Below are 20,609 nucleotides of genomic sequence, written 5' to 3' on the forward strand. Positions count from 1 at the left end.
TTGTAATCAATAAGTTAAGCTCACAATCAAGCAGAACTCATTGATTGTAATACATTTTGAAACTCAGCATGGTGCGCTAAAAATCACGCAGAAGGCCCTACCAGCTGGTTCGTGACCGAGCATATTACACTAATTTCACAGGCAAGGATTCAAAAAGTGTCTCATCACCCTTTTCGCTATATGAAACCTTCACTTTGCGGTAGCAAGAATCAGCAAAATGTACCCATCCCCTCATTACCATACTGAGCGGCGGCACATTAGACGTCAGTGGTGAAGTCACCCAATCATATTTAGAGCTACAGGTAATAATCAACACCTGTTGAATTTCAGAATCAATATAAGAACTCATCATCAACACCTTGGGGTGTAAGTAAAGTTCTGAGTATCTCGTTGATCGTTTTAACGCCTAACTTATTATATATATTTCGTCGGTGAGCACTGGCTGTTTTGCTTTTCATATTCAGTCGCCTTGAAATATCAGTATTTCTTAGCCCGAGCAATATGCATTCAAGCACTTCATTCTCCCGCAGAGTTAACTGCGATTTTATTTTACTCGTCAGATCATGTCGATCAAAGCCCTTAGGGGGTTTGCATGAACATATTAATTTAATTATCATAGATTTAACCTTGTCTACAGAGGCTGTCTTACATAAAATTCCGTCCGCTAAGATTGCGAGATAAGTAAAATCCTCTGTCTCTTCATGTTTTCTGCAAAAAACCATCACGAAAGAGCAAGGGTTTGATTCTCTTATTTGACTAATAGTATAAAACACCTTAGATGGCGCAATATTATCAACATCTAGAATAACCACACTTTGCTCGTCTGATTTAATATAGATGCTCTCATCATCGACTGAATAACTTTTCTCAATGTTGATATCTATTGCTTTATCCGCCACTTTCTTTATTTCTTTGACGATGATTTCGAATGAAAATATTGTTAAGTTACAATTACTCACCACCATGACTCTCATGACGTTGCATCGTTCCTTTTCCGCGAGCTTATTCTGAATGAGACAGTTTGGATTGGATGCAAATAAATAACGGTGCCGAAGCACCGTTATTATCAGATCTCACCAAGATTAGAAGTTGTATTTCACTCCTAACATCACTGCGGTATCGCTGTAACCTTTGTCGCCGAGTTGCTGGCCCACATTACCCCAGACATTCAGTTGCTTATTCAATTGCCCCTCAATGCCCAGTTTCAGTTCACCGATATTCTTCGCGCCAGCCTGCTTCACTGCAACTGCGTTCATATTGGTGCCAAAATCTTTGGTGTTGTGGATCCAGTTAGCTTCCACAAAGGGTTGGAACTCGCGATCCTTGCCATTATCACTTTCGTGGTGGCCCAACATATAAGAGCGCAGGCCCAGACGAGTCTGAATATTGCCGTCGCCCTGCCCACTCACTTGTGTGCCGTTAGCTTCACGATGTTCATCGGCCTTAACCCCCATCCACGTGATTTGGGCTTTTGGCTGGATAAAGTAGCTTTCGTTCTTCGACTTATTCTCACCGATCTTAAAGGTATAGCCGCTCTCTACCGAGGCGGTGATCCCTTTGGATTTGTACTCTTCAGTCGCCAGCCCTTCACCCTTCACGCTGTTGTTAAACCAGCTGTACTGCGCCCAACCATCAACATACAAGCCAGACTTATCTTCGTCGTTGGCATACCAGGTACTGTAAACACCGGTGCTGTAACCATCAACTGAGCCGGTTGACTTATAACCCGTGCGCGCATTGGTGTCGCTTTTGCTATTCCCGTAACCGGCCATTACCCCAAGATGTAAGCGGTTCAGGCCATTGTTGCTCCACTGAGCAATATCGCCACCCAGTTGCATCACATAACGGTTGCTTTGCGTTTTCAACTGACCACTAGTATCACGTGAACGGTTATGACCGCCTTCGTTACGCAACCACATGCTGGTAACTTTCTGCTCGCCGGTAAGCACATCAATGTATTGTGTTTCGCCCAGACGATCATGCAGACGAGTCACAAACATATTGTTAGCTGAAGCCAGGTTCGCGGTGTAGCTGCCGGCTTCAGGACGTTTAGTTTCCTCGCCTGGACCCGCCGGGTTTTCCGGGTCGACCGGATTTTCTGGATCAACCGGCAAATTGCTCAAGCTGGTCAAATACCAATTACTGGCATTGGTTCCTACCCCCCGTGCCAGAGAGTAATCATACGCACCTGCCACAATACGGCCGCTTTGCACAAAATTACCGTCTGACTGACCATTCACCTGAATCAATTCAATGCCGTTCAGGGTTTTAGCCCCTAGGCCGCCCGCATTATCTACACTGACGTTGGTGGTGCCGCTGGTGTTACCGTTGACAATCATGCTGTCGGTCGCGGAGTCATCATCACCCAGTGCTGTGTTGAAATGCAGCAGACCGTTGTCACCAATATAGTTGCCGTTAACCACTAATTGGTTACCCGTGGTGCCAGTGCCATCACTGGTTTTGTTACCGATAAATACCGTGCCGCTGTTGGTTAAGTCGGTGCCAACGGTGAAAATATTGCTGGCCGGGGCCAGACGGCTCAAGAGTGATGTGATAGGTGCCGTTGGGTTGCCGACAAACAGCACGCCCTGGTTATCAACCGCTCCCGCTACGCCACCAAAACCGCCCATAAAGGCACCGCTGGCTATATTCACCTGCTGGCTGGCCAGCGTCATCGGATCGGCGCTGCTACCTAAGATCAGGCCACCCGCATTGATATCGGTCTGCCCGGTGTAGGCCGCAGTTTGCGTCAATGACACTGTTCCGCTGCCGTTTTTAGTCAGACTACCGCTGCCGGTAATACTGTTTGCCAGCAACCAGTCACTGGCGCTATTAAGCACTAATGAACCGTCGTTGGTGACCGCAGCGGTGCCCAGATGCTCTGCCTGAGAGGCGGTTAACTGACTGCCGCTGGTAATATCAAACAGGCCGCTGAACAGAGTGTTATCACCGGTTAGCGTGATATCGCTGTTATCTTCCAGCACCACACTACCCGCATCACTGATGGCGTTCGCCAACTGACCCGCAGCACCTTTCAGTGTCAGTAAACCAGCGTTGACGATATTGCCACTGCCCAGGCCAACTGCGCTGTTCAGCAAAGCTTGTGCGCCACTGGCAATGTTGGTGGTCGCCGTCAAGGTACTGTTCGCACCGTTAACCGTTAATGTATCAGCAGCAATGGTTAACTCACCGCTGCCGGTCAGTTCACCATCAGACACACCGCCCTGACTCAAGGTTAAGCTGCCACCACTGAGATTGACCGATGAACCCGCACTACTGCGCAGCTCACCGACAGTTTGGCTGTGACCGTTCATATTAAAGGCGGTATCTGCTGCCAAAGAGAGCAGTGAGGTGCTCCCCAGCACATTGTCATTTAGCATCTGCAAGCTGCCGCTGCGCACCTCGGTAATACCAGTGTAATCGTTGTTCAGGTTAGAGAGTGACACACTGCTGCCCGCTCCCGTATCAATCGCCAAATCACCACTGCCGGTCACTCTGGCACTCAAATCGGCCGCATTGCCGGTCTTATTAGTGGCATACAGTGATAACGCATCACTGCCGCTACCCAGCAGCTCCACTTCAGTCAGGCCGTAGCCGACATACAAACCGTCATTATTCACCCCACTGGTCAGGCGATAGTCGTAAGTCCCTTTCGCCACTGTGGTGCCGCCCTGAGCAATATCGGCTGTGGTGGCATCGGTAATCACATTGCCATTTTGGTCTTGTAGCACTAAATTGCCGCCGTTACCCACCACTGTGGCGTCACTAATGGCCAGTTGCAACTGGGTATTGGTGTCATCCTGTTCGAGGATTGGCAGCAGAGGATTGACCTGATTCTGGCTGTTATCAATGCTGCCGATATTCACTTCTACCGTACCCGCGCCGCGCAGATCCATCTCATTGGTGGTGTGAATGATGCCTTTCGCGACAGTCTCCCCCGGAGTCCCGGTGTCAAATTTCACCGAACCGCCATCAAACACTAATCCACCGATAGTTTGTATACCGTCACCAACCATGTTGATGCTGTCCGCACCCAATTTCAGGGTGGCATTAACTAATGCTGCCGTGTTATCTGCTGCCAGTTCAAAGGTGGTATGACCCAGTGCCAGTACCCCGTTAAAGGCGTTTTGCGCCGCATTGGCGGTAAAATCGAATGCATTTCCGGCGGTGTTAACTGCCATGGTGCCAAGGCCACTCAACTTGCTGTTAAAACTCACTGCATTCAGGTTGTTGAGCTGCAACAGGCTACCGTCACCCAAGTTAAAACCGGTGTTCACGTTGTCATCCTGGCTATCGCCCAGCGCCAGCAAGATATTTTCCAGTGTAAATGTGGAGTTATTAATCAGGTCGATATAATCCATATTACTGATAGCAGCAGCGTCACTCAGGGTATAAACCGAGTTATCAAAGCGCAGGGTATCCGCGCCCGTGCCGCCGTTCAGTGAACTAAACACGCCAGTATCGGCTAATGTCAGATCTTTCAAAATAAACAGGTCGTCACCCGTGCCGGTGGTGAAATCAGTGCCTTCACTGCCTTGCATCAGGGTCACGGTGTTGTTGCCCGCTAACAGATCCACCTTACCGACAATCTTGCCATCAGTAGCATTGGTAAAGGCTACACCATTACCGCTAGTGGTGATCACCGCTTGTTGTGTCGCGCTATTGGCCTGAATGGTGCCGCTGTTGACGAAGCTGTTGACAAAACCATTATCGATATCGACAACAGGGCTGCTCAGTGACTCAGATATCAGGTTACCGGACTGTTCAACTTGCGCTGTGGTGCCGCCAACAATTAGCGCGGCACCGCCTGCTGCATTGTTAACATTCACGCTAGCGCCGGTTTTCAGATTCTGGCTGGAGTTGGTCACAATCCCTTTACCATCGGCCGAATTAACGTTAATCACCAAACCTGCCGAGTCGGACATATCCAGCGTGTTGTTGGTCAGCGTATCGCCAGTATTGGCGAACAGAATACCTGTGCCGCTACCATTGACATTAATTACGCCCGAGTTGGTCGCCGCCATCGAGGCTCCAGTACGCACACCGGCACCATTGCCGACGGTCAGCGTGGTATCTTTTAACTGAATACCCGCAATTTCCGCTCTATTTTCAATAGCATTACCGCTACCGCCGGCCGTCATGCTAATAGTTGCGCCATCAACAGTCAGGGCGATAGCATCGGTATCGAGCAGTACGCCATGGGCAGTGCCGCCCGCTTTGGTTTCGCCGTTACCGGATAGCGTCAGACTCGCACCTGCCCCCAGCAGATAAGCGGCGGTGCCGTCAGTGGCGTTGACAATACCACTGTTATTGACAGTCGAATCCGCGCCCTGAATGTTCACCGCAGTACCATTTACGGTGATCAGATTTTCGTTAGTCAGAATCCCGCCATCTACCAGCACGCCAGTACTGCCGGCCTGGGTGAAATCGATAGTGCCTTTATGAATCAGTTCACCGCCATTACGAGCGATATAGCCATAAGCGCCGGACGCTGTGTTACCGGTACTCAGAACTGCCGAACTGGTCAGCACAGATTTACCGGTGGCACCGGTGGCAAGACCATTCAAGCCGTAATAGTTACCATCGACGATGCCCGCCGTCGCGCCGTCGCCTCTTAATTCCAAACTGGCGTTGGCGGTGATAGTGCCGGTTGCGCCCCCCTCAACTTTCACCCCAGTAGAACCCTCACCCAAGAGCACCATATCTAAAGCGCCGGAGTTAAATGTACTGCCAGCCCCCGTGACCTGGATCAGGGCGGAGTCTTTACCGGTGGCATTCATGGTCGAGGCCGTGGTTCCAGCGAAAGAGGCCCCTTTATCAACGCGATATAGGGTAGAACCTTCGGTTAAAACGGTTTCATCACCACTGGCAATGTTATTGATGCTAGAACCCGTACCGTAAATCAGGTAGCCCACCTGATTTACGCCGGAGACAAACTCAACCTGACCGGTACCGGTGACATTAATAGTCCCTTTATCTTCAGCCACCACCCCGATTGCGCCATCGCCCATTAAATTGACCTGACCGGAGAGATTCGCCACCGCGCCCACACCGATAGCCTGAATACCGTAGTTTGCCAAATTGGTAGCGGGATCAAGCCCGTTATTCACATAGATATGGCCTCTATTAGTGGCTGAACTATTGGTCAGCACTTTAATTCCGACGCTATTGATGCCATTAATGACGATATCGCCATTGTTGAAAATATTGGTGGCATTAACACTAGAGGAGATACCGATATTCTGCGCTGCATTTTGTCCTGGTGTCGCACCAGCACCATTGAGTTCAATGGTGCCGTTCTGATTAACCGCAACTCTCTCCCCTTGCGCATCAATGGCGATAGAGTTTTCAGTTTTGCTACCAATCACAATTTTGCCGGTCGTACTATTGGTAAAGGTGGCAATATTGGTCAAATTTACTGTGTCTTGCACTAATTTGACGGCATAAGATTGGGTCTTAATTGCCAGGTCGGTGACCACATCTGTTAGTGTGCGCTGGGCCTGGCGGCCGACATAGACTGTGCCATTGTTTTCAAAGGTAGAACCTTTCTGAACACTGACCCCTTCGTTGACATATCCGGCAGGAGGCGACAAATCGACACTGGCTGCAATATTAATTGCGCCGTTATTGACGAAAATAGAGTTGCCATCAATGATGGCCGCACGGGTATAAGAACTCACCCCACGTGAAGCGGTATTAATAATACCGTGGTTAATCACTGACGAACTGCCATTTGCCAAAATCGCAGTATGGCTGCCGCTGGCGATATACAGAGGTAATACGGCGGTCGGTGTGGATTTGAAATCCAACATTTCAGGGTTAGTCCCTGCATCCAGCACACCGGTCGCTTCATTAATGACATGACTGTCCGTGGCAAAGATAATATTCGTTCCCCGCACACTGGCGGCGACTGAACCTAAGGTGCCGGCATTATTCAGGGTTGCACCATCATTCAAACGAACCACTGAAATGTCAGTGTTGAAAGCCTGAATGTTGGCATCAGTGCCAATATTCACAATGGCATTTTGTCCATCACCATGAATAAAGGCGACCCGACTAGAGTCAACAATGTGGTTGACGGCATCATTGGGGCCAATACCCATATCAATATAAATAGGGGTGACTTTGGGTGAAGTATTGGAGCCGTTAGTGATGTATGCCCGTGACAACTCAGCTTGATAGCCCTTACTGTCCAGAACAATCGCACCACTCTTTATACCAGCGATCAAATCATTATTATATTGTTGGAAATCTGCAAAATTTTGAACATTCTGCGCACCTAAATAGGGGCTGGTGAAGCTACCGGTAAAGTCATCAAGTACAGCATTAGCCACTGAGGTGCTGCTATCACGAATGTTATTGCTGTTATTACCCAGATTTACCACGGTCTTGGCGTTATAATTTAAGACGGTATCCTGAGCGGAAACACTGTTTGATTCGACATAAAATGCCGAGGATGTTGTTACCGCTGGCTCACTTTTCAGGCCACCTTTAAGAATGGCACTAAAATAGTTATCGCTATTATTGACCCAGCCTGCGGCAGTGCTACCTACATTAACATTCAGGTCACTTCCATCTTCTAGATGGAATAAGTTACGATTAACATACTGACCATTTTCGCCGACCGCATAGGATATTGGCACCACAAACTCGGACAACGGCTTAATTGACATACCATTGCTGCTATACACATTAATAGTGATTAATGCGCCAGTGCCTTTGGGATCAAGGAAGGTTTCGGTAACCGTATCACCTAGGTTGAAAATGTTCTTACTAATCAGATTCTCTGCACCATAAAGGAAATTACCTGCTGGAATATCGCCTAATTTGCTGTTTTTAAAACCAGCATCACCACGGGCAATATTGCTAAAGCTCCCCGCTAAGGTATTACCTGTGCCAGTAAAGGTCTGTGTAAAGTCAACTTCAGGCGTAAAAACAGGCACATCTATATCGGCAGCAAATGCTGAGCCGGCACCTAACGTCAATATCAACGTCATCGCAATTTGGCTTAAACGCGCAGGTGCCGCTACAGAGGAAGTTAGGCCGACAGTTCCTGAACAGAATGACTTAGTTTTTTTACCCGACTTGGAAAACTCTGATGCAACATCATAGCGACCTAAGGCACTATTCCAAATGACTTTAAATACTTGATTCATAGAACTCTCGACTTTCTCTGTATAATTATGGGTTGTGGTTAGCGAGCAGCATTTTTCTTAATTAATGCATGCATAATTAATCTGACTAACTTTCACTGGTGGGTGGATTAAGACTTATAATAATTCATTGGTATCGATAATAAACTCTCACAGTCAATCAGATATATAGGAGTAAGTAACGAAATCAGTAGGACGCATCCTACACCTCACGTGGAAATATCACATTATTCATATAAATCAATAGATAAGTAATTAAGAATAAGCAAGAATATTCTTAATTAAGATATAATCCAGGAATAAGAATAATTTTACAGCAGCCCAATCAGACCATTAAGAATAAATATTTAACAGCAGCACCGGATAGCGGCTTAAATACTGTTCTGAAAAGAAATGTAAATAACCTTCTTAAGAGAAACTTTTATTTCATATGAGATCATTTCTTTTTAATATCTTTTTTATCCCATCGACTTAAAAAACACGTCGAGTATACATAAAAAACATAATTATTGGTTTTTATAGTCTTAATTTACATTAAAACGGTATTTTACTCTGCAACCGTTGGATTTACGATCTATTGTGAAACTTTATTCTGTTAGTTGGATTAATTCCTAGAATAAAAGATCGTCTAATGAAATTGAAAGTATCTTTATTATATTTACAATTAAAATCTCATTGGAACTGTCTTAAAAAGATAATTTATTAAAAATAAGTGGCTAAGCAATAGAATATATAGATAATTATCGATGTGAAATTAGTTTTACATTTTAATAGTTTATTTAAATTGCTGAATTATGGCTATTTCATAAAAATCAAAACCAATAGCACAGCCATCAAACCGTAATTACTACATACATTTCAATTAGATACACTGAAATGGTCGTTTTTTTTCACACCATAAAAACAGAAAATTGTTAATGTAAAATAGAAGGATTTTAATATGACCAAGCCACTGCCGGAATAACTGCAATGCATGAAAATACAAAATGTGTGATTTATTAAGCAATATCGAGTGGGTTGGCATTACTGGGTGATGGTTAAGCGGGGGAGTATCGCGCAATCAAAGGATCAAAAAGTAGATGGGAACATCAGTGCCACGAGGAGAAAATAGGCCGCAGCAAAAGCCGGTTGGATACGACACGTTGAAATCACCCTGCCTCACACGGCAGCATGTTTGTTCAACAACCCAATCCTATCCAACAACGGCTAATTTTAACCAACGTAGTCACAACCAACAGCTGTGCGTGTTAGCGGAATGGTGTGATGTCACCCGCGCCTTCACGGATAACCTCCACAGAAGAGTCAGTGAGATCAATTACCGTGGTCGGTTGCTGGCCCAGTGAGCCGCCGTGGATGATTAAATCCACTTGTTTGCCCAGATGCTCTTTAATCTCTTCCGGATCAGATTCGGCAAAGTCATTGCCTGGCAGCATCAAGGTGGTCGACATCAACGGCTCACCCAAGACATCCAGCAAAGCCAGCGCTATCGGGTTAGAGGGCACACGCAAACCAATGGTTTTACGTTTATCATTCATCAAACGCCGAGGCACCTCTTTTGTCGCTTTTAAAATAAAGGTGTAGTTACCGGGCGTATTGTTTTTGATCAGTCGAAATGCCGAGTTATCGACATACGCGTAAGTCGATAGCTCAGATAGATCACGGCACACCAGTGTGAAGTTATGATTGCCATCCAACTGACGAATACGGCAGATACGTTCCATTGCCGTCTTATCCTCTAAACGGCAACCAAGGGCGTAACCCGAATCTGTTGGATAAGCCACCACACCGCCTTTGCGTAGAACATCAACACTCTGGTTGATTAAGCGCGGTTGCGGATTTTCCGGGTGAATATAAAAAAATTGACTCATGACTCTACCTCATCATTCAAACTACGATCGGCATTGGCTGGCTCTACAGGCCAATCACGCCATACCGGTTCCACCCCAGCGGGCAGCCACAATTTGCGGCCCAACTCAATCCAGGAACATGGTTGATGGAAATCAGACCCCTGGGATGCAAGTAAATTATAGTCGCGGGCATATTGTGCCAGTTGCGCCCTTTCGTGGGGAGCTTGCTGGCACTGGGCAACTTCCATGGCGTCACCACCATGTTCCGCAAAGTGCGCTAACAAGCGCTTTAGCCACTTAGCGGTTAAATCATAGCGACCGGGGTGCGCCAATACAGCTTGCCCGCCAGATTGCACAATGGCATCAATGGCTTGCTCTATTGTACACCATTGTGCGGGAACATAACCGGTCTTGCCCTTGGCTAAGTACTTTTTAAACACCTGCCCGACATTACTCGCCAGCCCCAGCTCCACCAGATAGCGGGCAAAATGCCCCCGGGTGACCTGACCGCCCTGCGCCAATCGATTAGCCCCTTCCCAGGCACCAGGGATGCGCGCTTTTGCCAGACGGGCACTGATCTCCTGCGCCCGCACATAGCGGTGATCAGACTGTTCGCGCAACAGTTTACAGATGCTGGCATGGTTAACATCAATACCTAGCCCCACAATATGGATCTCGTGGTTTTCCCATAAAGTGGAGATCTCTACGCCAGAAATTAGCTGTAATGCCAGTTTTTCCTGCGCAATAGTCGCGGCTGCTTCCGCCAATCCCGCTGTGGTGTCGTGATCGGTGATCGCCAACACACTAACACGCATCTGCGCGGCTCTTATCACCAACGCCGCAGGGGTGAGTGAGCCATCAGACGCCGTGGTATGGCTATGGAGATCATAGAGCCTAAAGGCCGTTGAGGCCGCAGCCGTATCAGATAAGGTGGAGTTATCAGTCAAAACAAAAGTCCAGAAAAAGCGTGGCTGACTATCATACCCGCGAATAAGAGAGTTAGGTTAATCAATCTTACAGCGCCATTGACACTGTCAGTGCGCTCAACGCCAAAACTCCGCCATTCAGAGCATGATAAAAAAACCGTCATTCAGGGGTTGACATTCATCTCGCGAACCAGTTAACTAGTACACAAGTTCACGAGGCATTTAGTTGATGTCCAAGATAGTGAGCAGCACCATTAAACTGAATGTAATCATAGGATAAGCAATGAAAACCACTCTGATCTCCCTACTGCGTTGGTGGCACATCTCCCTCTCTCGGGCGGTGTAATCGCGCATACCAGTCATCAGACAGTGCAGATTGCTTCAGCCCGCTAATAGCGGGTTTTTTTATGGACAGATTTCGGCGTAACCGCTTTTTCAGGATCACTTTTCGAGACAATAAAATGATGCAGACTTCGCGCCCCACTCTACAGTTACTGACCGCCACGGCCTGTTACCGCGATGATCCCACCGCGCTGTTTCACCAGTTATGCGGCGCTCGTCCAGCCACCTTGTTACTTGAGTCAGCGGAAGTCACCAGTAAACAGAACCTGAAAAGCCTGCTGATTATTGACAGTGCGCTGCGTATCACCGCACTGGCACAAACCGTCACCATCGAAGCGCTGACACCTAATGGTGCCTCTTTATTACCGTTGCTGGACACGGCACTACCGCCACAGGTTGAGATTCAACTGCGCCCGAATGGCCGCGAATTAACTTTCCCGCTAATTGATGAGGTGCAGGATGAAGACTCGCGCTTACAGTCATTATCGGTTTTTGATGCATTGCGTCTGCTGCTGCAACTGGTTGAGACGCCAGTAGCTGAGCGGGAAGCGATGTTTATCGGCGGCCTGTTCGCCTACGATTTGGTAGCGGGTTTTGAAAATTTACCGCCACTACGCCATGACCAAAATTGCCCCGATTTCTGTTTCTATCTCGCCGAAACCTTACTGATTTTGGATCATCAGCATCGTTCGACGCAGTTACAAGCCAGCCTGTTCACGCCGAATAGCGATGAACATCAGCGCCTGAGCGGTCGTTTAGAGCAGCTTGGCCACCAACTACAGCAAACCGCCCAACCTATTCCTGCCCCATCGGTGCCCGAGATGGCGTTACAGTGTAACCAGTCAGATGAGGAGTATGGCGCAGTAGTCAGTGAGTTACAGCAAGCGATCCGCGAAGGCGAAATTTTCCAGGTGGTGCCATCGCGCCGCTTCTCTCTGCCTTGCCCCTCACCGCTGGCGGCTTACCAAACGCTAAAAGAGCACAATCCCAGCCCCTACATGTTCTTTATGCAGGATAACCAATTTGCCCTGTTCGGCGCATCGCCTGAAAGCGCGCTGAAGTACGACGCCAGCAATCGCCAAATTGAGATCTACCCGATTGCCGGTACTCGCCCCCGTGGGCGGCGGGCCAACGGCGAATTGGATGCTGATTTAGACAGCCGAATTGAGCTGGAGATGCGCACTGACCATAAAGAGCTGGCTGAACACTTGATGCTCGTGGATTTGGCCCGCAATGATCTGGCCCGGATTTGTGAACCGGGCAGCCGTTATGTCGCTGATTTAACGAAAGTTGACCGCTACTCATTCGTGATGCATCTGGTTTCCCGCGTCGTCGGCACCCTGCGCCATGATCTGGATGTGCTACATGCTTATCAGGCGTGCATGAACATGGGCACCCTAAGTGGTGCGCCAAAAGTCCGCGCCATGCAATTGATAGCCGAGCGCGAAGGTTCACGTCGCGGCAGTTACGGCGGCGCCGTGGGCTATTTTACCGCCCATGGCGATCTGGATACCTGCATTGTGATCCGCTCGGCCTATGTCGAACAGGGTATCGCCACTGTTCAAGCCGGTGCGGGGGTGGTTCTCGACTCAATTCCACAGGCGGAAGCCGATGAAACCCGCAATAAGGCCCGTGCTGTACTGCGGGCGATTGCGACCGCACACCATGCCAGGGAGCTTTTCTGATGGCTGATCTCTTACTGCTCGATAATATCGACTCCTTTACCTACAACCTGGTGGACCAACTGCGCGCCAGTGGTCATCGCGTGGTGATTTACCGCAATCAGATTGCCGCTGACACTATTATTGAGCGCTTGCAGCAGTTGGAACAGCCGGTGCTGATGCTGTCACCCGGCCCCGGCACCCCCACTCAAGCCGGTTGCATGCCCGAGTTATTGCAGCGCTTGCGCGGTCAGTTACCCATTATCGGCATCTGTCTTGGTCATCAAGCCATCATTGAGGCCTATGGTGGTCATGTCGGCCAGGCTGGCGAAATATTGCATGGCAAAGCCTCGGCCATTGATCACGATGGGCAAGGTATGTTCGCTGGTATGCCCAACCCCTTGCCGGTGGCCCGCTATCACTCATTGGTCGGCAGCAATATCCCCACAGAATTAACCGTTAACGCCCGTTTCGGCGAGATGGTCATGGCGGTGCGTCATGATGCTCACCGTGTTTGTGGCTATCAATTCCATCCGGAATCGATTTTAACCACTCAGGGCGCTCGTTTGCTGGAACAGACACTGGCCTGGGCCTTATCCCCTGCGGATTTGAAGCCACCGCGGCGTTAGCAGCACGCCAGGTTATTTGGGGATAGAATATTTAAGGAATTTATGATGCAAATATTATTAGAAAAATTATTCCGCGCCGAGTCATTGAGCCAGCAACAGAGCCAACAGCTGTTTGCCGCTATCGTGCGCGGTGAACTGGAAGCCAGCCAACTGGCGGCAGCCTTGATCAGCATGAAAGTGCGGGGTGAAACACCGGATGAAATCGCCGGTGCGGCACAAGCGCTGTTAGCGGATGCGCAACCCTTCCCGCGCCCTGACTACCTGTTCGCGGATATCGTCGGCACTGGCGGCGATGGCACCAACAGCATTAATATCTCCACCGCCAGCGCCTTTGTGGCCGCCAGTTGTGGGGTAAAAGTGGCGAAACACGGCAACCGCAGTGTCTCCAGCCGCTCTGGCTCATCCGATTTACTGGCCGCCTTTGGTATTCGTCTGGATATGAGCGCCGAGCAGTCACGACTCGCCTTGGATGAGTTAGGGGTCTGTTTCCTGTTTGCGCCGCAGTATCACAGCGGTTTTCGTCATGCGATGCCAGTGCGCCAACAGTTGAAAACCCGCACCCTGTTTAATGTGCTGGGGCCATTGATAAACCCGGCCCGTCCGCCACTGGCGCTGATTGGTGTCTACAGCCCTGAGTTGGTGTTGCCCATCGCACAGACACTCAAAGTGCTGGGCTATCAACGTGCCGCAGTGGTGCATGGTGGAGGGATGGATGAAGTGGCGATCCATGCTCCAACACAGGTCGCAGAGCTGAATAACGGCAATATCGAAAGTTATGAGTTAGCGCCAGAAGATTTTGGTCTGGGCCGCTACCCACTAAGTGCGCTACAAGGTGGCGCGCCGGAAGAAAACCGTGACATTTTAGCACGCTTGTTACAAGGTAAAGGCGAAGCGGCACAGGCCGCAGCCGTCGCCGCTAACGTGGCGTTATTGCTGAAATTACATGGCCAGGAAAATTTGCGTCATAACGCGCAGCAAGCATTGGAAATGATTCACAGCGGTCAGGCATTTGATCGTGTTACTGCTCTGGCAGCAAGGAGATAGATGATGCAGGAAACCGTACTTCACAGCATAGTGCGCGATAAGGAAATCTGGGTTGCCGCGCGGAAAGTGCAACAGCCGCTGGCTCGTTTTCAACACGAGATTACCCCGAGCCAGCGCGACTTTTATCAAGCACTGCAAAGCAATAAGAGCGTGTTTATCCTGGAGTGTAAAAAGGCATCCCCCTCCAAGGGCGTCATCCGCGATAATTTTAATCCAGCCGACATTGCGGCGGTTTATCGGGATTATGCTTCGGCTATCTCGGTATTGACTGACGAAAAGTACTTTCAGGGCAGCTTTGATTTCTTACCGCAAGTCAGTGCAGTCGTGACGCAGCCGGTGTTGTGCAAAGACTTTATTATCGACGCCTATCAGGTACAACTGGCCCGTTTTTATCAGGCGGATGCCATCTTACTGATGTTATCGGTGCTGGATGATGACAGCTATCGCCAACTGGCCGCGCTAGCACATAGCCTGAAGATGGGCGTGTTGACGGAGGCCAGCAATGCCGAAGAGCTGGAGCGCGCCATTGCATTAGGTGCCAAAGTGGTGGGCATCAATAACCGTGATTTACGTGATCTCTCCATCGACTTAAATCGCACCCGTGAACTGGCACCGCGCCTGCCCGCCGGTGTGACTATCATCAGCGAATCGGGTATCAACGATTACCGCCAGGTGCGCGAATTGAGCGAGGTTGCCCACGGCTTCCTGATTGGCAGCGCGCTGATGTCTGAAGCCAACCTCCATGCCGCTGTGCGCCGCGTATTAGTGGGTGAAAATAAAGTGTGTGGCCTGACTCGCGCTCAAGATGCCGCTGCCGCCTATCACGCCGGCGCCCTGTATGGCGGATTGATCTTTGTGGGCAGCTCACCGCGCAATGTGGATATTGCTCAGGCCCGAGCGGTGATCAGTGGCGCGCCGCTGAAATACGTTGGCGTGTTCCGTGATGCCCAAATAGAGACTATCCAACCCATCGCCGAGCGCTTAGCACTGGCGGCCGTGCAGTTGCATGGGCAAGAAGATCAAACTTATATCGATCAATTACGTCAAGTTTTACCTGCCCATTGCCAGATCTGGAAGGCGCTGAGTGTCAGCGGCACCCTGCCTGCCCGCAACTTGCAGCATGTCGAACGTTATGTCCTGGATAATGGTCAGGGTGGCAGCGGCCAACATTTTGACTGGTCACTGTTGGCCGGCGAGTCACTGGATAACGTCCTGCTGGCCGGTGGTTTGAGTGCCGACAACTGTGCGGCCGCGGCACAACTGGGCTGCGCGGGACTGGATTTCAACTCCGGTGTCGAAAGCGCCCCCGGCATTAAAGATCCACAGTTGATCACCGCTGCATTCAATGCATTGCGAACTTATTGATTTCATTTATAGCCACACATTGATAGCCATATATTGGTTAATCCTAGAAAGGACAAAAAATGACCACACTTAATCCCTATTTTGGCGAGTTCGGTGGCATGTATGTGCCACAGATCCTGATGCCAGCACTGAAGCAACTGGAAGAGGCTTTTGTCAGCGCTCAACTGGACCCTGAATTTCAGGCGGCATTTCAGGATTTGTTGAAGAACTACGCCGGTCGCCCGACAGCGCTAACGCTATGTCAAAACCTGACCGCAGGGACGAAAACCAAGTTATATCTGAAACGTGAAGACTTGCTACACGGCGGCGCGCACAAAACCAATCAGGTTTTGGGGCAAGCTTTATTAGCAAAACGTATGGGTAAGACTGAAATCATTGCTGAAACTGGGGCCGGTCAACATGGCGTGGCGTCAGCACTGGCTTGCGCCCTGCTGGGCTTGAAGTGCCGCATCTACATGGGGGCGAAAGACATTGAGCGTCAGTCACCGAACGTGTTCCGGATGCGCCTGATGGGGGCCGAAGTGATCCCGGTGCACAGTGGATCGTCAACACTGAAAGATGCTTGTAACGAAGCGCTGCGCGACTGGTCTGGTAGCTACGAAACTGCTCACTATATGCTGGGAACGGCCGCAGGCCCGCACCCTTACCCGACCATTGTGCGTGAGTTCCAACGTATGATTGGCGAAGAGACCAAAGCGCAGATGTTAGCCCGCGAAGGCCGTCTGCCCGATGCCGTACTGGCGTGTGTCGGGGGCGGCTCCAACGCCATCGGCATGTTTGCTGACTTTATTGATGAGCCGAACGTGGGGTTAATTGGGGTCGAACCCGCAGGACTTGGCATCGAAACCGGTCAACATGGCGCACCACTTAAGCACGGTAAAGTGGGCATCTACTTCGGTATGAAATCGCCAATGATGCAGACCAGTGATGGTCAAATCGAAGAGTCTTACTCCATCTCTGCCGGGCTGGATTTCCCATCGGTCGGGCCACAACATGCCTATTTAAACAGCATCGGTCGCGCCGATTATGTTTCGGTGACCGATGATGAAGCGCTGGACGCCTTTAAAGCACTGTCATGCCAAGAGGGGATCATCCCCGCGTTGGAGTCCTCCCATGCGCTGGCTCATGCCTTGAAAATGATTAAAGCGTCGCCGGAGAAAGAGCAGATATTGGTGGTCAATCTGTCCGGTCGTGGTGATAAAGATATTTTCACCGTTCACGATATTCTGAAAGCTCGGGGAGAGATTTAATGGAGCGTTATCAACAGCTTTTCCAACAATTAGCCGCCAAAAAAGAGGGGGCGTTTGTACCTTTTGTACAGTTAGGCGATCCCTCACCCGCGCTATCGTTAGAGATTATTGACACCTTGATTGCTGCCGGTGCCGATGCGTTGGAGTTGGGCATCCCTTTCTCTGACCCGCTGGCCGATGGCCCGACGATTCAAAATGCCGCGCTACGTGCCTTTGCCGCCGGGGTCACACCGGCTATCTGTTTTGAGATGCTGGCGGAAATTCGCAAAAAACATCCGGCGATCCCAATTGGCCTGCTGATGTATGCGAACTTGGTATTCCACAACGGAATTGATAATTTCTATCAACGTTGCGCTGAGGTGGGGGTGGACTCGGTGCTGATCGCCGACGTGCCATTTGAAGAGTCAGCCCCCTTCCGCGCGGCGGCACTACGCCACAACATTGCGCCGATCTTTATCTGTCCACCGAACGCAGATGATGATTTGCTGCGGGAAATTGCCTCCCATGGCCGTGGCTATACCTATCTGCTCTCCCGCGCGGGTGTGACGGGTGCGGAGAATCACGGCCATCTACCGCTGAATCATCTGATCGATACATTGCGGGAGTATCATGCCGCACCCGCACTGCAAGGGTTTGGCATTTCAGAACCTGAACAGGTGAAAAGCAGTTTAGCGGCAGGGGCGGCAGGCGCTATTTCAGGTTCCGCAATTGTAAAAATCATTGAAAACAATGTCTCGCAGCCCGCAGTGATGCTGGCACAACTGACCCGTTTTGTGACTGAGATGAAAGCCGCAACACGTCGTTAATTAGCCAATAAGCGCCTGATGGCTTGCTCAGCTCCGGCGCTTTACTCTCTTTTTTCAATATCTTCCTCACTTCAAATTCACCGTGAATTTGAATAAAAGCCATCCATCACTAATAATCATGTAACACACTAAGCATTTTCTTACATTTATAGTGCCCTGTATGGGCTATAGCACTGTGTAAAGTATGCATTAATGCCACATTGAATCAGTGTTTAGTGTTTAACCCAGTCCCCCTTGTGACATCAATAACATGGAGAGTCATTTATGAAGCTTTTTAAGACCCTTTCAGCCTTATGCATTGCGGTTATTATGGCAATGGCCGTATCAGCTTGTGCGCCAACAGCAAAATCAGAAGGAACCGGTGGTTATATTGATGACACCGTCGTCACCACTAAGGTTAAGTCCGCACTGCTAGGTGAGAAGAATTTAAAATCGACTGAGATCAGTGTTGAAACGTTCAAAGGGCGGGTTCAGTTGAGTGGCTTCGTTAGCTCACGTCAGGATGCAAACCGTGCGGTGCAGATCACCCGCTCCGTACCCGGGGTGAAATCTGTCAGTGATCAAATGCTGATCCGCTAGTGTTATGTTTGGAGGCGCATCTCTGCGCCTCCATTGCAAATCCCGATGAGCTTACTCAGGTAAGTGATTCGGGTGCGCGAGTGCCGCTAACACCGCTGTCGTGCCAAGGACGAAGGGTAATTAGAAACGGTAACCCGCGCCAAACATAAACACCCATGGATCAAGACGAGTGCTAATACTCTGCTCTACCCCACCCGCTTTGAATTTCACGTCTGACTCGATATTCATCCACCAGACGGACATATTTAGCATCCAGTTTTCACTGACCATGTAGTCCATACCGGCTTGACCGGCAATACCCCATGAATCTTTCACGCTCAGGTCGGTTAGACCCGCAGCAGTACCGGTGCTGTTGAATTTTTCATCAAAGAAAGTGGTGTAGTTTAAGCCTATACCGAGATATGGGCGCAGTTTGTCTTGCTTGTCGCGGAAATAGTATTGCGCCATTAAGGTTGGCGGTAATTGCTTAACTTCGGCAATATCACCGGTTGGCCCGAGGCCTATTTTATGACGAAACGGCGTGGCGGCCAGCAATTCTACCCCGATATTATCCGTAATCAGATAACTGAAGGTCAGACCCAGTTGGGTATTATTATCCGCCTTGAAGGAACCATAACCTAATACGTCATCAGAGCCGGTATTTGGCCTGACAGTTGCTGTCCCTGCCCGGAAAATATAATCGCCTGCTTGATGCGCGCTTGCCGCAGTTGGTGCCAGAGCTGCTACAGCTAACAATGCCAAAGTGATTTTTTTCATTATCCATTCCATTTGTAGGTATATTCGCGAACAGAATATACCTACAAATGATTATTTATGATCCACTCGAGATCACATCTTTTGCAACAACTTAAATAAATCCTATTTTATGTAGGGTTATTTAATTCCTTAATTATATTGAAATTGATCTGGATCATAAAAGCCATTTTGGCGAAAATCGTGCTGCCCTTGATGGATGAAAAATGGAACTGCGGGGGATGCTGCTATGCTTGGATGTTGTCTGTGTGAAATCGTAATCGCCAGCAATTTGAGCGCTCAGGCGAAGGCGATAGCCATAATCCATCCTGCGATCGCGCCCGCGCGCACTATGGGTTGCCACCGTTACCTATTGATAACGTCAAGGTAATTAGATTAGAAGAAATCAGTCGTCGGCCAATCTCAGTGTCCCATCACGCGCCATAACAAGGTATAATCATTAGCTAAGCACTATTTTTTCGACCCCAAGGAGTTTTCATGCCTATCACGGCTAACACTTTATACCGTGACAGTTTTAACTTTTTACGTAATCAGCTGCCAGCGATCCTGTTACTGGCCCTACTGACTGCGTTCATTACCGTCATGTTAAATCAGGCTTTTATCCCTGATACTGAACAACTGAATCTGTTAAATACCACGGAAAGCGATATTACCTCATCGGCAACTGTCAGCATCAGTGAGATAGTCTCGCAAATGACACCTGAGCAGCAGATGGTACTGCTTAAGGTCTCTGCAGCGGCAACCTTCTCCGCATTAGTCGGTAACGTACTATTAGTGGGTGGAATGTTAACGCTAATCTCGATGGTCTCTCAGGGCCGACGGGTGAGTGCACTACAGGCGATTGGGATTTCTGTCCCTATTCTGCCTCGCTTACTGCTGCTGATGTTTATCGGCACCTTGTTGATTCAGCTAGGGTTGACGATGTTTATCGTGCCCGGTGTGGTTATTGCCGTCGCGCTGTCGTTGTCGCCGGTGATTGTAACCACTGAAAAGATGGGTGTTTTTGCCGCAATCAAAGCCAGCACTAAATTGGCCTTCGCCAATGTCCGGTTGATTGTCCCGGCCATGATGTTGTGGATAGCAGCCAAATTGATTTTGCTGTATCTGGTAAGCCACCTAACGGCTCTGCCAACCCCTATTGCGACAGTTGTTTTAAGTGCACTGAGCAATCTGGTCTCTGCACTGTTACTGGTCTATCTGTTCCGCTTATATATGTTGTTGCGGCCAACAGATGTTACCGCGTAAATATCGCTA

General features: G+C 49.4%; 12 protein-coding genes, 2 pseudogenes and 1 other annotated feature. Of the genes and pseudogenes, 9 read left to right on the top strand and 5 right to left on the bottom strand.

The window, feature by feature from the left end; translation table 11 throughout:
- Positions 1 to 332: 332 nt before the first annotated feature.
- The 4 genes from FFE93_RS10670 to rnm all read right to left on the bottom strand — a co-directional run bounded on the left by FFE93_RS10670 (position 333) and on the right by rnm (position 10,947).
- Positions 333 to 974, bottom strand: a complete 642-nt coding sequence (locus tag FFE93_RS10670; RefSeq protein WP_032898980.1) for a helix-turn-helix domain-containing protein — start codon at positions 972 to 974, stop codon at positions 333 to 335.
- 108 nt (positions 975 to 1,082) lie between these two features.
- Entirely contained in the window at positions 1,083 to 8,156 is a 7,074-nt protein-coding gene (locus tag FFE93_RS10675) for an autotransporter outer membrane beta-barrel domain-containing protein (RefSeq protein ID WP_138775117.1), read from the bottom strand.
- Between the two features lie 1,244 nt (positions 8,157 to 9,400).
- Positions 9,401 to 10,021, bottom strand: a complete 621-nt coding sequence (locus FFE93_RS10680) for an L-threonylcarbamoyladenylate synthase (protein WP_138775118.1) — start codon at positions 10,019 to 10,021, stop codon at positions 9,401 to 9,403.
- Positions 10,018 to 10,947 (bottom strand): RNase RNM, encoded by a 930-nt coding sequence (rnm, locus tag FFE93_RS10685; protein ID WP_005279202.1) that lies wholly within the window; start codon positions 10,945 to 10,947, stop codon positions 10,018 to 10,020. The genes FFE93_RS10680 and rnm overlap by 4 nt, the downstream gene beginning before the upstream one ends.
- 262 nt (positions 10,948 to 11,209) lie before the next feature.
- Between rnm and trpL the strand changes: the two genes are divergently transcribed.
- From trpL to FFE93_RS10725, 8 genes and pseudogenes are all read left to right on the top strand, one after another.
- Positions 11,210 to 11,272, top strand: a complete 63-nt coding sequence (gene trpL / locus FFE93_RS10690; protein ID WP_099460641.1) for a trp operon leader peptide — start codon at positions 11,210 to 11,212, stop codon at positions 11,270 to 11,272.
- Positions 11,234 to 11,335, top strand: a sequence feature (Trp leader region). (Overlaps the previous gene by 39 nt.)
- A 55-nt stretch (positions 11,336 to 11,390) precedes the next feature.
- The gene (locus tag FFE93_RS10695; protein WP_032898986.1) at positions 11,391 to 12,953 is read left to right on the top strand and encodes an anthranilate synthase component 1; all 1,563 of its coding nucleotides are present in this window, start codon (positions 11,391 to 11,393) and stop codon (positions 12,951 to 12,953) included.
- A pseudogene (locus FFE93_RS21945) lies at positions 12,953 to 13,535 on the top strand (glutamine amidotransferase-related protein); the annotation flags it as partial. The gene FFE93_RS10695 and the pseudogene FFE93_RS21945, both read left to right, overlap by 1 nt.
- 71 nt (positions 13,536 to 13,606) lie before the next feature.
- A pseudogene (gene trpD, locus FFE93_RS21950) lies at positions 13,607 to 14,602 on the top strand (anthranilate phosphoribosyltransferase); the annotation flags it as partial.
- The gene (gene trpCF, locus FFE93_RS10710; RefSeq protein ID WP_409994316.1) at positions 14,603 to 15,967 is read left to right on the top strand and encodes a bifunctional indole-3-glycerol-phosphate synthase TrpC/phosphoribosylanthranilate isomerase TrpF; all 1,365 of its coding nucleotides are present in this window, start codon (positions 14,603 to 14,605) and stop codon (positions 15,965 to 15,967) included.
- A gap of 59 nt (positions 15,968 to 16,026) precedes the next feature.
- Positions 16,027 to 17,217 (top strand): tryptophan synthase subunit beta, encoded by a 1,191-nt coding sequence (gene trpB / locus FFE93_RS10715; RefSeq protein ID WP_005279877.1) that lies wholly within the window; start codon positions 16,027 to 16,029, stop codon positions 17,215 to 17,217.
- Positions 17,217 to 18,023, top strand: coding sequence for a tryptophan synthase subunit alpha (trpA, locus tag FFE93_RS10720; protein ID WP_032899179.1), 807 nt, complete (start codon positions 17,217 to 17,219; stop codon positions 18,021 to 18,023). Before trpB ends, trpA begins: the two co-directional genes overlap by 1 nt.
- Positions 18,024 to 18,287: 264 nt before the next feature.
- The gene (locus tag FFE93_RS10725) at positions 18,288 to 18,602 is read left to right on the top strand and encodes a BON domain-containing protein (protein ID WP_032899181.1); all 315 of its coding nucleotides are present in this window, start codon (positions 18,288 to 18,290) and stop codon (positions 18,600 to 18,602) included.
- A gap of 120 nt (positions 18,603 to 18,722) precedes the next feature.
- Here the strand turns inward: FFE93_RS10725 and ompW are convergent, their stop codons facing one another.
- Entirely contained in the window at positions 18,723 to 19,358 is a 636-nt protein-coding gene (gene ompW / locus FFE93_RS10730) for an outer membrane protein OmpW (protein WP_072083752.1), read from the bottom strand.
- 474 nt (positions 19,359 to 19,832) lie between these two features.
- On the opposite strand from ompW, the gene FFE93_RS10740 reads away from it, so the two are divergent.
- Complete coding sequence (locus FFE93_RS10740) at positions 19,833 to 20,600, top strand: YciC family protein (RefSeq protein ID WP_005279985.1); 768 nt, start codon at positions 19,833 to 19,835, stop codon at positions 20,598 to 20,600.
- Positions 20,601 to 20,609 lie beyond the last annotated feature (9 nt).

Source organism: Yersinia sp. KBS0713, assembly GCF_005937895.2.
GTDB lineage: Bacteria > Pseudomonadota > Gammaproteobacteria > Enterobacterales > Enterobacteriaceae > Yersinia > Yersinia bercovieri.

Coding starts and splice junctions, on each gene's coding strand:
- FFE93_RS10670 (WP_032898980.1), bottom strand. CDS start 974: ATGAGAGTCATGGTGGTGAGTAATTGTAACTTAACAATATTTTCATTC.
- FFE93_RS10675 (WP_138775117.1), bottom strand. CDS start 8,156: ATGAATCAAGTATTTAAAGTCATTTGGAATAGTGCCTTAGGTCGCTAT.
- FFE93_RS10680 (WP_138775118.1), bottom strand. CDS start 10,021: ATGAGTCAATTTTTTTATATTCACCCGGAAAATCCGCAACCGCGCTTA.
- FFE93_RS10695 (WP_032898986.1), top strand. CDS start 11,391: ATGCAGACTTCGCGCCCCACTCTACAGTTACTGACCGCCACGGCCTGT.
- trpCF (WP_409994316.1), top strand. CDS start 14,603: ATGATGCAGGAAACCGTACTTCACAGCATAGTGCGCGATAAGGAAATC.
- trpB (WP_005279877.1), top strand. CDS start 16,027: ATGACCACACTTAATCCCTATTTTGGCGAGTTCGGTGGCATGTATGTG.
- trpA (WP_032899179.1), top strand. CDS start 17,217: ATGGAGCGTTATCAACAGCTTTTCCAACAATTAGCCGCCAAAAAAGAG.
- FFE93_RS10725 (WP_032899181.1), top strand. CDS start 18,288: ATGAAGCTTTTTAAGACCCTTTCAGCCTTATGCATTGCGGTTATTATG.
- ompW (WP_072083752.1), bottom strand. CDS start 19,358: ATGAAAAAAATCACTTTGGCATTGTTAGCTGTAGCAGCTCTGGCACCA.
- FFE93_RS10740 (WP_005279985.1), top strand. CDS start 19,833: ATGCCTATCACGGCTAACACTTTATACCGTGACAGTTTTAACTTTTTA.